Below are 14,224 nucleotides of genomic sequence, written 5' to 3' on the forward strand. Positions count from 1 at the left end.
CCGGCCCGGCCGCGAGTGGCCTACTTGCTGACTTCGTTGCGCATCTGCGCGGTGAGGATCTTCTGATATCCGGAGCCGAAGATCCGCGGCAGCAGGTCGATCATCCGGGCGTCGTTGCCGATCAGCACCTTCGCCTTGTCCTTGCGGATGCCGTCCACGATCGCCTTGGCGGCCTGTTCCGGACTGGTCTTGGCGAGCCGGTCGAAGTTGGCGGCAAGCGCGTCGCGATCGCGGGTGGCGCCCGCGCGCGCCTTCCATGCGATCTCGGTCTGGATCATGCCGGGGTGGACGCAGCTCACCGCGACGTTGTGCCCGGCGATCTTCATCTCCTGGCGCAGCGCGTCGGTGAAACCCCGGATCGCGAACTTCGTCGCGTTGTAGGCACCCTGGGTCGGGCAGGCGGCCAGGCCGAACATGCTCGACACGTTGACGATCGCGCCGTCACCGGAGGCGATCACGTGCGGCAGAAAGGCTTTCGTCCCGTGGGCCACGCCCCAGAAGTTGATGTTGACGATCCATTCGAAATCGTCCCAGCTGACCTCTTCGGTGCTGGCGGTCAGTGACACACCCGCGTTGTTGACCACGACGTTCACCCCACCGAAATCGCCCGCCACCTGGTCGGCGTGGGCGTACACCGCGTCGCGGTCGGTGACGTCGAGACGGTAGGCGCGGGCGTGGGCGCCCTTCTTCTCGCACAGTGCGGCGGTCTCGGCGACATTGTCGATATTGCGGCCGGACAGAGCCAGGCGAGCGCCGTGGCCGGCCAGTTCCAGGGCCAGCGCCCGGCCGATACCGGCGCCGGCGCCGGTGATCACGGCGGTCTTACCTGCGAAATTCTTCACCGCGGAAATCCTTTGTGTCAGTGGGAAGTGAATCCGCCGTCGGCGACGAATTCCGAACCGGTGCTGTAACCGGACTCGTCGGAGATGAGGAACAGCACCAGATTCGCCAATTCCTCGGGGGTGCCGGGACGTGCCAGCGGCTGATCGTGGAACATCGAATTCGACCGCGCCGAATCGCTGGTCATTTCGGTCATCACCACACCCGGATGCACCGAGTTGACGCGAATTCCCATGGGCCCGAACTCTTGTGCCGCGGTTTTGGTCATGCCGCGCACCGCCCATTTGGAAGCGGTGTAGCCGAGGATGTTGGAGAAGCCGATGATGCCGCCGACCGAGGAGATGTTCACGATCGACCCGCCGCCGGCACGTCGCATCGATCCGACCACAGCCTTCATGCCCAGGAAGACACCCACCTGATTGACGTCGATCACCTTGCGGTAATCCGCTTCGGCGAGCGTTTCGATCGGATCCACGTGCACGATTCCGGCGTTGTTCACCAGGCCCGAAACGGGCCCGAACGCCGATTCCGCCTGCGCGACGACATCGTTCCACGCGGATTCGTCGGTCACGTCGTGGGGGACGAACAGCGCCGCCTCGCCCAGCCGCGCGGCGGTCTGCTTCCCCTCCTCCACCAGCACATCGGTGATCACGACCGAGGCGCCCTCGGAGACGAGCCGTTGCGCGAACGCCGCACCCATTCCCCGGGCCGCACCGGTGACGACGACCGTTTTACCGTCGATCCTGCCCATGATCACTCCTGTCCCGTGCGTGCGGGCGCCTTGCGGCCGGTGGTCGCCCGCTTCGGCGCCGATGCGGCGACCGCTTCCCGCGGTTCGCGTTCGTCGGCGAGGTGGTTGGCCGCGATGTACCCGAAGACCATGGCGGGGCCGATCGTCGCGCCGGCGCCCGCGTAGTCGTTACCCATGACCGACGCCGAATTGTTGCCCGCGGCATACAGACCCGCGATCGGCGCGTTCTGCTCGTCGAGCACGCGGGCGTATTCGTCGGTGCACAGCCCGCCCTTGGTGCCCAGGTCGCCGGGCACCATTTCCACCGCGTAGAACGGTCCTCTTTCCAGCGGCGCCAGACACGGATTCGGCTGCACGGTGGGGTCGCCGTAATACCGGTCGTAGGCGGAATCGCCGCGTCCGTAATCCTCGTCGCGCCCGCTGCGGGCGAAGCCGTTGAAGCGCTGCACCGTGGCGGCCAGCGTCGCCGCGGGTACACCGATCTTGTTCGCCAGCTGCTCGAGCGTATCGGCCTGGGTGATGATTCCGGCGTCGAGATATTTCTGCGGAATCGGGCGCTTCGGGAAGTTGCCCAGGAACAGATACCTGTCGCGGAAGGTCTGGTCCATGATGAAGTAGGCCGGAATATGGTCGACCCCAGCGGCCTGCTGCTCGTACATGGTGTGCACGACGTTCACATACGGGGCCGATTCGTTGACGAACCGCTCCCCCGCGTGATTGACCATGATGCCGCCGGGTTGCGCGCGTTCGGCCAGGCAGAAGAACGGCGGTCCCTCGGGGTTGCGCACCGACGGTCCCCACCAGGCGTCGTCCATGAGATCCACCGCGCCACCGGCCTTCCGACCCGCGACGATCCCTTCGCCGACGTTCTCGGTGGCGCCGACCGTCCAGTCGGTGGATTGCGGGCCGGAGATGTACTGCTTGCGCATCTCCAGGTTGTGTTCGAAACCGCCGGCCGCCAGCACCACGCCGCGACGGGCCTTGATCAGCACCGGAACGCCCTGGTGTTCGGCACGCACACCGACCACCGCACCGGCCTCGGTGACCAGTTCGGTCAGCGGGGTGTTCAGCCACACGGGCACGCCGGCGTCGCGCAGCGACAGCCACAGTCGGGCGGCCAGGGCCTTGCCCAGGCTCAGCGGCAGCCTGCCGCGCAGCTTGTTCGCCACCGCCTGCGCCCCCACCTTCATCGCGGTGCGCTTACCGGCCCAGGTGCGGGCGATCATGTTCAGATCGTGGAAGTCGCTGACGGTGAAGGCGATTCCCTTCGGCCCCGACATGGTCGGCTGGTTGATCTTGTGCAGATCACCACCGAGCAGACGGCCGTCGATCGGAGCCGGTTCGATGCTGCGGCCCTGCGCGAGCCCGCCCGGGAATTCCGGATGGTAGTCGGAGTAGCCGCGGTCGTAGACGAACTGCCAGTACTTGCTGCGCGCGCCGATGTAGCGCATCATCTCCGGCCCGTGATCGAGGAAGGCACGCTGCTTCTCCTCCGGGACACGATCGCCCACAACGGCTTTCAGATATGTCCGAGCCAGTTCCGGGCTGTCCGGCACACCTGCGGCCTGTAGCACCGGATTGTTCGGGATCCAGATTCCGCCGCCGGAGCGCGCGGTGGATCCGCCGAAGCTGCGGCTCTTCTCGATCATCGTCACCGACAGCCCGCGATAGGCGGCGGTCAATGCCGCGGTCATACCGGCCGCGCCCGAGCCGACGACCACCACGTCGAATTCGAATTCCTGTGTCATCCGTCCTTCTTCCCCATCGTTGTCTTCGACGCTATGGCCGCTCGCCCGTGGCGACACGGCACGGTCCCGACCAGCGGGACTTGCGGCTGACCAGGACGGGTCCGGGAAGGACTATTTCGATTAGGCATACACCGCTACGACAGGGAGCGCGCGGATGAAGTTCTCGATGATCTTCGAGGCCCAGATGACCGATCCGACCGCCGAGCACGAGGCGCAGGTGCTGCGCGACTGTGTGGAGCAAGCCGTGCTGGCCGACGAGATGGGCTTCGACACCGTCTGGGCCGTCGAGCACCACGGTCTCAAGTGGTACGCGCATATGAGCGCCCCCGAAATCTTTTTGACCTGGGTGGCGGCCAAGACCCAGCGCATCCGGATCGGTCACGGCGTGGTGTGTATGCCCTTCAACTTCAACCACCCGGTGCGCGCGGCCGAACGCGCGGCGATGCTGGACGTGCTCTCCGGCGGCCGGCTGAATCTGGGCGCCGGGCGCGGTGCGACACCGGTCGAGACGTCCATGTGCGGAGTGGACGCGGAACGCACCTACGCCGAGGTCGAGGAGTCGCTGCGGATGATCGGCCGGGCCTGGCAGGATCCCGAGGGCGAATTCGAATATCACGGCGAACTGCTCGACATCGATCCGCATTCGCTGCTGCCGCGGCCGGTGCAACGTCCGCATCCCCCGCTGTTCATGGCATGCACGAAGAAGGACACACTGAAGCTGGCCGCCGACTACGGAATCGGCGCTCTGGTATTGGGTTTCGCGGGACTGGAGGAGATCGCGGAACTGCGCCGCACCTACGACGAGGCGATCGCCGCCCGCACCGGTGAGCGGTTCGTCTCGACGGTGACCAACGACCACTTCGCCGCCCTGTGTCCCACCATCGTGCTCGACGACCGGGAGCGGGCGCAGCAGATCGGCGCGCGCGGCCAGCGGTTCTTCGCGCAGTCGATCAAGCACTACTACGGCGCCGGCCCGGTGCCGGACGAGGCGGTGGATCCGACCGTGGACGAGGTGGCGCGGATCAAGGAGGCCGCCGACGAGCACGTCGCCTACCTGCACGAGGCCAAGATTCCGGTGAAGGCGGGGTCGACCTCGGTGTTCAACGCCGACCACGCCTACGGCAGCCCGGAGGACGCCATCGCCTACGTCGAGCGACTGCGCGACGCCGGCGCCGACGAGATCCTGTGCCTGATCCAGATGGGCACGGTGCCGCAGGAGGCCTGCCTCGAGACCATCCGGCACTGGGGCGAAAAGGTCATTCCACACTTCCGGAATCAGTGATCGGACAACCACGCGCCGGTCTCGCTCATCGAGACTGCCGCGAGCCGAGGACGCCGGATGCGGCGCAGGATCTCGGCATATTTTCAGGAGGAGAAGTCGAATGGTCGATCTCACAGGCAAAGTCGCAGTGATCACCGGCGCGGCGCGCGGGCAGGGCGCGGCGGAGGCGCGCCTGTTCGTCGAACGTGGTGCGCGGGTCGTTCTCACCGACGTACTCAACGCCGACGGAAAGCAGTTGGCCGACGAGCTCGGCGAGGCCGCGCGCTTCGTCCGCCACGACGTCACCTCCGCCGACGATTGGAATGCCGCTGTCGCGGTGGCCCTTTCGGAATTCGGCGGGATCGACGTGCTGGTGAACAACGCCGCGATCTATACCGCGAAACCCCTCACCGACACCACGCCGGAAGAACTCGAGAAGATTCTGCAGGTCAATCTGGTGGGCGCGTTCCGGGGCATCCGGTCGGTCGTGGGGCCGATGTCCGAGGCGGGCGGGTCGATCGTGAACATCTCGTCGCAGGCCGGGCTCGAAGGGCTGATGGGCCACTCCGCCTACGGCAGCTCCAAGTGGGGCCTGCGCGGGCTGACCAAGACCGCGGCACTCGAATTGGGGCCCAAGGGTATTCGCGTCAACTCCGTACATCCGGGTCCGATCGCGACCGCGATGGTTCCGTATCTGACCACCGGTCCGGGCAGCTTCCCGACCCTGCCACTGCAGCGCACCGGTGTGCCGGAGGAGGTCGCCGAGCTGGTCGCCTTCCTCGCCTCGGACGCGTCGTCGTATGTCACCGGCGCGGAGGTCACCATCGACGGTGGACTCGCCGCCGGAAAGTTCATGCCGCCGGAGTTGCAGGAGGCGCAGTGAGCAGGTGCGCAGGCCACCTGCCGCCAGCGGGTCGGACCACGGCGCCGGCCGACGCACCCGGGAGTGTGGGCTCGGGTGGTGCCTCATGACGATGACGCCGCGAACCCGGGCGGTCGTCGACGCCGCGACCGCCGCGTTTCCGAAACTGGGCACCGACGTCCTCGACGCCGCCGAGGCACGGCGGCAGCTCGCGTCCCGGCCTGCGGCGTCCGTCGAACCGATTCCTGTTGCGGCCGTGCGTGATTCGGTTGTCATCAGTTCCGATGGCGCCGACATCCCGGTGCGCGTCTACACGCCGCGGGCCGGCGGCGAGCCGCTGCCGGTCGTCATGTTCTGTCACGGCGGCGGGTTCGTGATCTGCAGTCTCGACAGCCACGATCAGTTCTGCCGGACGATGGCGAACGAGACCGGCGCACTGGTGGTGTCGGTGGAATATCGCCAGGCGCCGGAGCATCGGTTCCCGGCCGCCGCGCAGGACGCGTACGCCGTGCTGTGCTGGATCGGCGAGGCCATAGCGCAGCACGGCGGCGACCCCGCCCGGATCGCCGTGGCCGGTGACAGCGCGGGCGGCAATCTGGCGGCGGTCACGGCGTTGATGGCCCGCGATCTGGGTGGTCCGGCGGTGGCCGCGCAGCTGCTCATGTATCCGATGCTGGATCCGGCTCGCGCGAGCGCGTCGTACCGGGACAACGCGCAGGGCTATTTCGTCACCGACGACCATCTGCGCTGGTACTGGGAGCAGTACCTCGGCGACGCCGACGGCACCGATCCGTATGCGGCGCCCCTGCTGGCCGACCCCGCCGGACTGCCACCGGCGCATATCGCCACCGCCGAGTACGACCCGCTGCGCGACGAGGGCGAGGCCTACGGGGCGCACCTGGCCGCGGTCGATATCCCCGTCGAGGTGCATCGCTACGACGGCATGTTCCACGGGTTCATGACCATGGGCGACGTGCTGCCGGAAACCACCGTCGCGAACGCACGCGCCTTCGCGGCACTGCGCCGGGCATTCGCTGGGCCGGCCCGGCCGATATTCGGGTGCGCCGACGGCCCGTGATCCCTACCGTGAACAGGGAGAGTCCGTTCACGAAAGGATCGAGATCATGTTTCCCGTCGAGCTGCGCGGCACCAAGGCGCAGACGCTCATGTGGGCCCACGAGCACGAGGTCGAGCCGGCCGCGCTGCAGCAGCTGCGCACCCTCGCCCAACTGGAATGGGTCTACGGCGTCCGGGTGATGCCCGACGTGCACCTCGGCAAGGGAGCCACGGTCGGGTCGGTCATCGCCATGAAGGACGCGGTCGCCCCGGCCGCCGTGGGCGTCGATATCGGCTGCGGAATGGAAGCGGTCAAGACCTCGCTGACCGCCTCCGATCTGCCGGACGATCTCCATTCGCTGCGGTCGCGCATCGAGGCCGCCGTGCCGGTCGGATTCAACGCGCACAAGGAGCCGGTGAAGGTCACCCGCCTGCAGATGGATGTGCACGCCCGCCGGGCGACCGGCGCCACGTTGCGGGCCGGGTGGTCCGCGTTCTGGAGCCGGTTCGGCGATCTCGATCCGGCGGTGCGGCAGCGAGAGTCCAAGGCGCACAAGCAGATGGGCACGCTCGGCGGCGGCAACCACTTCATCGAGGTCTGCCTCGACACCGAACAGCACGTCTGGATTCTGCTGCACTCCGGAAGCCGCAATATCGGCAAGGAACTGGCGGAGCGGCATATCGCCGTGGCGCGCACCCTGCCGCAGAACCGGGATCTGCCGGATCGCGATCTGGCCGTATTCCTTTCCGGCACACCGGAAATGGACGCCTACCGGCGCGATCTCACCTGGGCGCAGGAGTACGCGGCCCGCAACCGGGCGGTGATGCTCGACCTGGTGTGCGGTGCCGTGCGTGACGAATTCGACCCGCTCGCAGTGTGTTTCGACGAGCCGATCTCCTGCCACCACAACTACGTGTCGGAGGAGACCGTCGACGGCATGCCGATGCTCGTCACCCGCAAGGGCGCGGTCCGGGCCGGAGCCGGTGAGCTCGCCCTGATCCCGGGATCGATGGGTACCCGCTCGTATGTGGTGCGGGGCAAGGGAAATCCCGCCTCGTTCCAGTCGGCCTCGCACGGCGCGGGCCGCCGCATGAGCCGCAATGCGGCCAAGCGGCAGTTCACCGTCGCGGATCTGGTCGCGCAGACCGACGGTGTGGAGTCCCGCAAGGACGCGGGGGTGATCGACGAGATCCCCGCGGCCTACAAGGACATCGACGCCGTCATCGCGGCCCAGAGCGATCTGGTCGATGTGGTCGCGACACTGCGTCAGGTGCTGTGCGTGAAGGGGTGAATGCGGATGCGTTCCGGCATGCCGGTGATCGGCGTGCCGGAACGGCCGCAGCTACTTGCGCAGCACACCCACCATGCCCGCGCCCAGCAGCATCATGCCCGAGATCAGGGCGAAGCCGTAGGTCACCCAGGAGTGCAACGCCACCTGCATCGCGGCATCGGTGAAGGGCAGGTCGCCGATCAGGCGGAAGGTGTCGTCCGGGTACAGCAGATGCAGCACGCCGGGAAAAATACCCCACACGAGACTCGCCACAATCGTGCCCACCGGCGAGAACGCGGCCATCGCCGCGACGAACAACAGCAGCAGGGAGCCGCCGAAGATCTCCAGCGCCGCGGTCCAGCGGTCGGTCACCGCACCCACGATGACCCAGTACCGGATATCGGCTCCCCCCTTGGCGGCGAACGCGATTCCGATGGGCGTCACGATGAGCCCGAACAGCACACCCGAGAGGGTCCGGCTGGTGACCCCGCGACTTTGGAACTGCGCGCCCGGAGGAGCCCAATCCGCAGGTGATTCGAACTTCTTGGCCATCGCCCGTTCCTCCCGCATTCCCGCGCATGCCAGTGGACCTCGCAGTCCGATCGCCTCATTGTCCTGCCTCGCGGCGGAAAATGCCCGACGCCGGGCGGAAAACGTTCGTGGCGTGGCGGTCCCGGGTTGCCGGTGGTTAGCATCGGCCATGCCCTCGTCATCGGGATCTGCCCGACCGCCCGAAATTCCCGGAGTGCGCCGCAGTTTCATCGAGGCCCGCGGCGTGCGATTCCACGTCACCGAAGCCGGGGTCCCCGACGGCCGGCCGGTGCTGTTGCTGCACGGATGGCCGCAGCACCACTACGCCTACCGGCAGCTGCTCGCCGATCCTCCCGCCGGGCTGCGCCTCATCGCCCCGGACCTGCCGGGTTACGGCTGGTCCGGTCCACCGCCGCATCGCTGGGCCAAGGAGGACATCGCCTCCGACCTGCTGGCGCTGGTCGACGAGCTGGAACTGCCGCGGCTGTTGCTCGCCGCTCACGACTGGGGCGGGTTCGTCGGTTTCCTGATGGTGCTGCGGGAGCCGGAGCGGTTCGAGGGTTATCTGCCACTCAATATCGCGCATCCGTGGATCACCGCCCGGACCTTCACACCGCACGCCTGGCGTTTCCTGATGTATCAGCCGCTGGTGGCTACCTTCGGCGTGCCGCTACAGCGGTACACGCCGTTCGTCGATCGCCTGTTGCGGCTCAACGCCGACGCACGGCATACCTTCACCCCGGAACTCGCCAGGATCTACGGCGACCGGTTCCGCGATCCGGCGGTGGCCCACGCGGCCACCGATACCTACCGCACCTTCTGGTTGCGGGAACTTCCGGCCGCCCGCCATCCGGAACGCCGCCGCGCCACGATCCCGATCCGTGCGCTGTTCGGCACCGGCGATGCGGCCATCCACCCGTCGCTGGCGGCCGCGGAGACCGCGCGAGCCGACGACTACACCGTCGAATATGTCCACGGCTGTGGACATTTCATCCCGGAGGAGCGACCGGACCTGGTGCGGGATCGGCTGCTGGCGCTGGCCGCCGAAACCGGTTAGTCGACGCCGCTAATCGGTCTTGCGATCACACGCGGGCCCGGGTCGGGACCGCGTGTCCGTGCACGGGGTGCGGCTGTAGCCGGATGGTGGCCAGGTGTCGGAGGGGTCGGGCACGATGGAGCGCGTGACTACCACCGAGCTGCGCGAATCCGCCGAATCCCTGCTGCGCGAGCTGGCCGGGCCCGGGGCGCGCCTGCGCGAGGACCAGTGGACGGCCATCGAGGCGCTGGTCGTCCAGCGGCGGCGGGCGCTGGTGGTCCAGCGCACCGGCTGGGGTAAATCGGCGGTGTACTTCATCGCCGCGCGGTTGCTGCGGTCCCAGGGGCGCGGCCCGACGGTGATCGTGTCACCGCTGCTGGCATTGATGCGCAACCAGGTCGCGGCCGCGCGCCGGGCGGGAGTGATCGCGGAGACCATCAACTCCGGCAACGTCACCGAATGGGACGAGATTCATCAGCGGGTCGCCGCCGGTGAGGTCGATGTGCTGCTCGTCAGCCCGGAACGACTGAACAACCCCGATTTCCGCGATTCGGTGCTTCCCAAGCTGGCCGCCGACGCCGGCCTGGTGGTGGTCGACGAGGCGCACTGCATCTCCGACTGGGGGCACGATTTCCGTCCCGACTACCGCCGCATCCGCACGTTGATCGCCGACCTCGGCGAGGACATTCCGGTGCTGGCGACCACCGCCACCGCCAACAACCGGGTGGTCACCGATGTCGCCACCCAGATCGGCACCGACACCCTGGTGCTGCGCGGCACCCTGGACCGGGAATCGCTGCATCTGTCCGTGGTGCGGATCGACGACGCTGTCCAGCGGACCACCTGGCTCAGCCGGCAACTCGGCGAACTGCCCGGTTCCGGAATCATCTACACACTCACCGTCGCGGCCGCCCACGACCTCGCCGACGTCCTCACCGACCACGGATACCCCGTCGCGGCCTACACCGGTCGCACCGAACCCGGGGAACGCGAAACCCTCGAACAGGCATTGCTGGACAACGACGTGAAGGCGCTGGTCGCCACGTCGGCGCTCGGCATGGGCTTCGACAAACCCGACCTCGGCTTCGTGGTCCACGTGGGCGCCCCCTCCTCACCCATCGCCTACTACCAGCAGGTCGGCCGCGCCGGACGCGGACTGGTCCCGGACGCCTCCAGCCCTTCCGACCGGGCCCGCGCGGAGGTCATCCTGCTGCCGGGGCCCGAGGACCGGCGGATCTGGAATTACTTTGCGTCCGTGGCCTTTCCGCGGGAGCAGGTGGTCCGGTCCGTACTGGCCGCCCTGGACTACGAACGCCCCATGTCCACGGTGGCTCTCGAACCCCTGGTGGAACTGAGCCGGTCGCGGCTGGAGATGGTGCTCAAGGTGCTGGATGTGGACGGCGCGGTGCGGCGGGTGCGCGGCGGCTGGCTGACCACCGGGCAACCGTGGACCTACGACACCGAACGCTACGAGCGCCTCGACCGGGCGCGCGACGTGGAACAGCAGGCCATGCTCGAATATCAGAGCACCTCCGAGTGCCGGATGAACTTCCTGCGCCGCCAACTCGACGATCCCGGCCTCGCCCCGGACGCGCCCGGCTGTGGTCGCTGCGACAACTGCACCGGACGCCGTTTCGACACCTCGGTCGACGCCGGCGAGGTGGCCACCATCCGCGCCCGGCTGGACCGGCCCGGAATCGATCTACTCCCCCGCAAACAATGGCCGACCGGACTGTCGAAATTGAGAGTTCCGTTGTCCGGCAAGATATCCGACGGCCCCGAGGTCGGCCGGGTGCTGGGCCGGCTCAGCGATCTCGGGTGGGGCCAGCGCCTGCGAACCCTGCTGGACGCGCCCGACGGCCCGGCGCCAGACCATATCGTCGACGCCTGTATCGCCGTTCTGCGGGAATGGAAGTGGACACAACGTCCCGGGGCGGTGATGGCCCTGCAGTCGGCGACGCATCCGGCACTCGCCGCCGACCTGGCCGCCCGCCTGGCCCGCATCGGCCGCCTCACCGATCTCGGTGTCCTGCACACCCGCCCCGACCGGCCACCGGTCTCGGCGGCCAATTCGGCCCACCGCGTGGCGGCCCTGTTCGACTCGTGGGAGACCCCCGACCTCACCGGCCTCGATACTCCCGTCCTACTGGTCGACACCCACACCGACACCGGCTGGACCCTCACCCTCGCCGCCCGGACCCTCCGCCACGCCGGCGCCCCCGCCGTCCTTCCCTTCGCCCTGGCGACTCCGACGTGAGGCGCGGCCGCGGCGCGTGCAGTGCTCGGCGATCGATCACCCACTATCGTCGATCCGGTGACCAGTAAGTCGACGCCGGCCGTGGAGTTGACGGTCGGCGAGCATACGGTGCGGGTGTCGAATCCGGATCGGGTGTACTTCCCGGAGCTCGGGGCGACCAAACTCGATCTGGTGCAGTACTACCTGAGCGTCGGCGACGGAATCGTCAACGCCCTGCGGGACCGGCCGTGCATGCTGCACCGCTTCCCGAAGGGATTGCCGGGCGGGAAGGTCCATCAGAAGCGGCTCCCGGCGGGGGCGCCGGACTGGATTCCGACCGTGCGCGTGCACTTTCCGCGCTACAACCGGCACGCGGACGAACTGTGCGTGCGGGAACTGGCGGACGTGATCTGGGCCGTGCAGATGTCGACGGTGGAGTTCCATCCGTGGAACTCGCGCCGCTTCGACACCGAGAAGCCGGACGAATGGCGCATCGATCTGGATCCGATGCCGGATTGCCCGTGGTCGCGGGTCCAGCGTGTCGCGGAGGTCGCGCACGAGGTCCTCGACGAGCTGGGCGCGGTCGGCTGGCCCAAGACCTCCGGCGGGCACGGCCTGCACATCTACGTGCGCATCGCGCCCGAGCACGGCTTCCAGCAGGTGCGCCGCGCCGCGCTGGCCTTCGCGCAAGAGGTCGAGCGCCGCGCCCCCGACGATGTGACCACCACGTGGTGGCGCCGCGATCGCGATCCGGCACTGCTGTTCGTCGACTACAACCAGAATGCCCGCGACCACACGATCGCCGCCGCCTACTCGGTACGCGGCAATGCGGCCGCGACCGTCTCGACCCCGGTGCGGTGGAACGAGATTCCCGAGATCGAACCGAACGACTTCACCATCAACACCGTCCCCGCCCGCTACGCCGAACTCCGCGATCTGCACGCGGGTATCGACGACGCGGTCTTCGACCTGAATACGCTGCTGGAATGGGCCGACCGCGACCGGGTCGAGGTGGACCTCGACGAAGACGAAGGAGCATACGACGCATGACCGGCGCAGCCCGCATCGCACTGGCACCGCTCACCAGTGACCTTCTGGAACAGGCGATCACCGGCGCGGGAGCGCGGCTTTCGGAGCTGAGCGACGCGCGGGCGCTGGTGTGGGACGGCGGTCCGAACGGATTTCCCGATCTGCCCGAGTCGATCGAATGGGTGCAGTTGTACTCGGCCGGGGTCGAGGAGTTCTTCGACGCCGGCATCTTCGAACGCCATCCGAACGTGATATTCACCTCGGCGGCAGGCGCTTTCGCCAAGAGCGTTGCCGAGGGCACGATGGCGCTGCTGCTCGCGGGCGTGCGTTACCTGCCGGAACACATCCGCGCCCACAGCTGGCGGCAGACCGAATTCTTTCCGCATATCGGCAGCTTGCGCGGGACGACCGTCGCGGTGGTCGGCGCGGGCGGTATCGGCCGTGAGGTCATCGCCATGCTGGAGCCGTTCGGAGCCCGGGTGATCGCCGTCAATCGCTCCGGCCGCCCGATCGACGCCCCCAATGTGGTGGAAACGATTCCCGCGCAACGGATCTCGGAGATCTGGGCTCACACCGATCACGTGGTCGTCGCCGCGCCCGCGACCGACGGCACCCGCCACCTGATCGGCAAGGACGAACTGACTCAGCTGAAACCGCATTCGTGGGTGATCAACGTCGCCCGCGGGTCCCTCATCGACACCGAAGCCCTGGTCGCCGCACTGCGGGAGGGCGCCATCGGCGGGGCGGGCCTGGACGTCACCGATCCCGAACCGCTTCCCGACGGCCATCCCCTCTGGGACCTCCCGAATGTGATCATCACCCCGCACGATTCCAACCCGCCGCAGCTGCGGACGGCCGCCTTCGCCGACCACGTCGCCGCGAATGTCGCCCGCTTCGTACAGGGACGGGAGCTCGTCGCACGGATCGATCCGGAGGCCGGTTACTGATCACCGCCCGTGCCGGTGACTACCGCAGGGGGATGTCCACCCCGTGCTCCGCGCGGCGGTTGGGAGTCCCCGCCATGCCCGCCACGCTCAGCACGGAACGGAACGCGTCCGACCGCGCCGCGCTGCTCGACGCCGCCGAGGAGTTGATGTACGCGCATGGCGTGCAGGCCGTCGGGATGGATCGGATCCGCGACGCGTCCGGGCTGTCGCTGAAGCGGATCTACGCCCTGTATCCGACCAAGGAATACCTCGTCGTGGCGATGCTGCGCCGCCGCGACGAACGGTGGCGACAGGCGCTGGCCCGGTACGTCGAACGCGTCGACGATCCGATCCGGCGTGTCGAGGCGATATTCCACTGGCTACGAGACTGGTTCGGCAAGCAGGGTTTTCGCGGTTGCGCGTGGATCAATATGCACGGCGAACTCGGTGCCGAGTCGCCGGCCGTCCGCGCGGAAGTGCGCGCACACAAGGCCGCCTTCCGCGACATGATCGCCGGCTGGGTCGCCGCCACCGGATCCGACGCCGCCGACGCGGTCTACCTGCTCGCCGAGGGAGCCATCGTCACCGCCGGTATCACCGGCGAGACGGCCGCCGCCTCGACCGCCGAAGTCGCTGCCGTGCAGATACTTTCGGCCAGCCGGCGGTGACCGGAGGGC

General features: G+C 68.1%; 13 protein-coding genes. 9 read left to right on the plus strand and 4 right to left on the minus strand.

The window, feature by feature from the left end; all coding sequences use genetic code 11:
• Positions 1-20 precede the first annotated feature (20 nt).
• Genes IRT45_RS04095 through kstD form a run of 3 tightly spaced genes read right to left on the minus strand, consistent with a single transcriptional unit; the run spans position 21 to position 3,339 of the window.
• Entirely contained in the window at positions 21-842 is an 822-nt protein-coding gene (locus tag IRT45_RS04095) for an SDR family oxidoreductase (protein ID WP_194804531.1), read from the minus strand.
• A 17-nt stretch (positions 843-859) separates the two neighbouring features.
• A complete protein-coding gene (locus tag IRT45_RS04100; RefSeq protein WP_194804532.1) occupies positions 860-1,591 on the minus strand; it encodes a glucose 1-dehydrogenase in 732 nt (243 codons plus the stop codon).
• Between the two features lie 2 nt (positions 1,592-1,593).
• Positions 1,594-3,339: a 3-oxosteroid 1-dehydrogenase gene (gene kstD, locus IRT45_RS04105; protein WP_194804533.1), complete on the minus strand. Its 1,746-nt coding sequence runs from the start codon at positions 3,337-3,339 to the stop codon at positions 1,594-1,596.
• Between the two features lie 154 nt (positions 3,340-3,493).
• On the opposite strand from kstD, the gene IRT45_RS04110 reads away from it, so the two are divergent.
• The 4 genes from IRT45_RS04110 (at position 3,494) to IRT45_RS04125 (ending at position 7,810) form a co-directional block, all read left to right on the plus strand.
• Positions 3,494-4,621, plus strand: a complete 1,128-nt coding sequence (locus IRT45_RS04110; RefSeq protein WP_194804534.1) for an LLM class flavin-dependent oxidoreductase — start codon at positions 3,494-3,496, stop codon at positions 4,619-4,621.
• 100 nt (positions 4,622-4,721) lie between these two features.
• Entirely contained in the window at positions 4,722-5,483 is a 762-nt protein-coding gene (locus IRT45_RS04115; RefSeq protein WP_194804535.1) for a glucose 1-dehydrogenase, read from the plus strand.
• Between the two features lie 85 nt (positions 5,484-5,568).
• Positions 5,569-6,540, plus strand: a complete 972-nt coding sequence (locus IRT45_RS04120) for an alpha/beta hydrolase (RefSeq protein ID WP_194804536.1) — start codon at positions 5,569-5,571, stop codon at positions 6,538-6,540.
• A gap of 46 nt (positions 6,541-6,586) precedes the next feature.
• Positions 6,587-7,810 carry an RtcB family protein gene (locus IRT45_RS04125; protein WP_194804537.1) on the plus strand — a complete coding sequence of 408 codons (1,224 nt, stop codon included), beginning with the start codon at positions 6,587-6,589 and terminating at the stop codon, positions 7,808-7,810.
• A 51-nt stretch (positions 7,811-7,861) separates the two neighbouring features.
• Here the strand turns inward: IRT45_RS04125 and IRT45_RS04130 are convergent, their stop codons facing one another.
• Positions 7,862-8,341 (minus strand): hypothetical protein, encoded by a 480-nt coding sequence (locus IRT45_RS04130; RefSeq protein WP_194804538.1) that lies wholly within the window; start codon positions 8,339-8,341, stop codon positions 7,862-7,864.
• A gap of 148 nt (positions 8,342-8,489) precedes the next feature.
• Here IRT45_RS04130 and IRT45_RS04135 point away from each other — a divergent pair, with 148 nt between their 5' ends.
• From IRT45_RS04135 to IRT45_RS04155, 5 genes are all read left to right on the plus strand, one after another.
• Entirely contained in the window at positions 8,490-9,377 is an 888-nt protein-coding gene (locus IRT45_RS04135) for an alpha/beta fold hydrolase (RefSeq protein WP_194804539.1), read from the plus strand.
• A gap of 115 nt (positions 9,378-9,492) precedes the next feature.
• Positions 9,493-11,613 carry an ATP-dependent DNA helicase RecQ gene (locus IRT45_RS04140; protein WP_194804540.1) on the plus strand — a complete coding sequence of 707 codons (2,121 nt, stop codon included), beginning with the start codon at positions 9,493-9,495 and terminating at the stop codon, positions 11,611-11,613.
• Between the two features lie 57 nt (positions 11,614-11,670).
• Positions 11,671-12,642 (plus strand): non-homologous end-joining DNA ligase, encoded by a 972-nt coding sequence (gene ligD, locus IRT45_RS04145; RefSeq protein ID WP_194804541.1) that lies wholly within the window; start codon positions 11,671-11,673, stop codon positions 12,640-12,642.
• Positions 12,639-13,568 (plus strand): D-isomer specific 2-hydroxyacid dehydrogenase family protein, encoded by a 930-nt coding sequence (locus IRT45_RS04150; RefSeq protein WP_194804542.1) that lies wholly within the window; start codon positions 12,639-12,641, stop codon positions 13,566-13,568. Before ligD ends, IRT45_RS04150 begins: the two co-directional genes overlap by 4 nt.
• Positions 13,569-13,642: 74 nt before the next feature.
• Entirely contained in the window at positions 13,643-14,215 is a 573-nt protein-coding gene (locus IRT45_RS04155) for a TetR/AcrR family transcriptional regulator (protein ID WP_194804543.1), read from the plus strand.
• Positions 14,216-14,224 lie beyond the last annotated feature (9 nt).

Origin of the sequence: Nocardia sp. BSTN01 (assembly GCF_015354405.1) — a bacterium.
Classification (GTDB): domain Bacteria; phylum Actinomycetota; class Actinomycetes; order Mycobacteriales; family Mycobacteriaceae; genus Nocardia.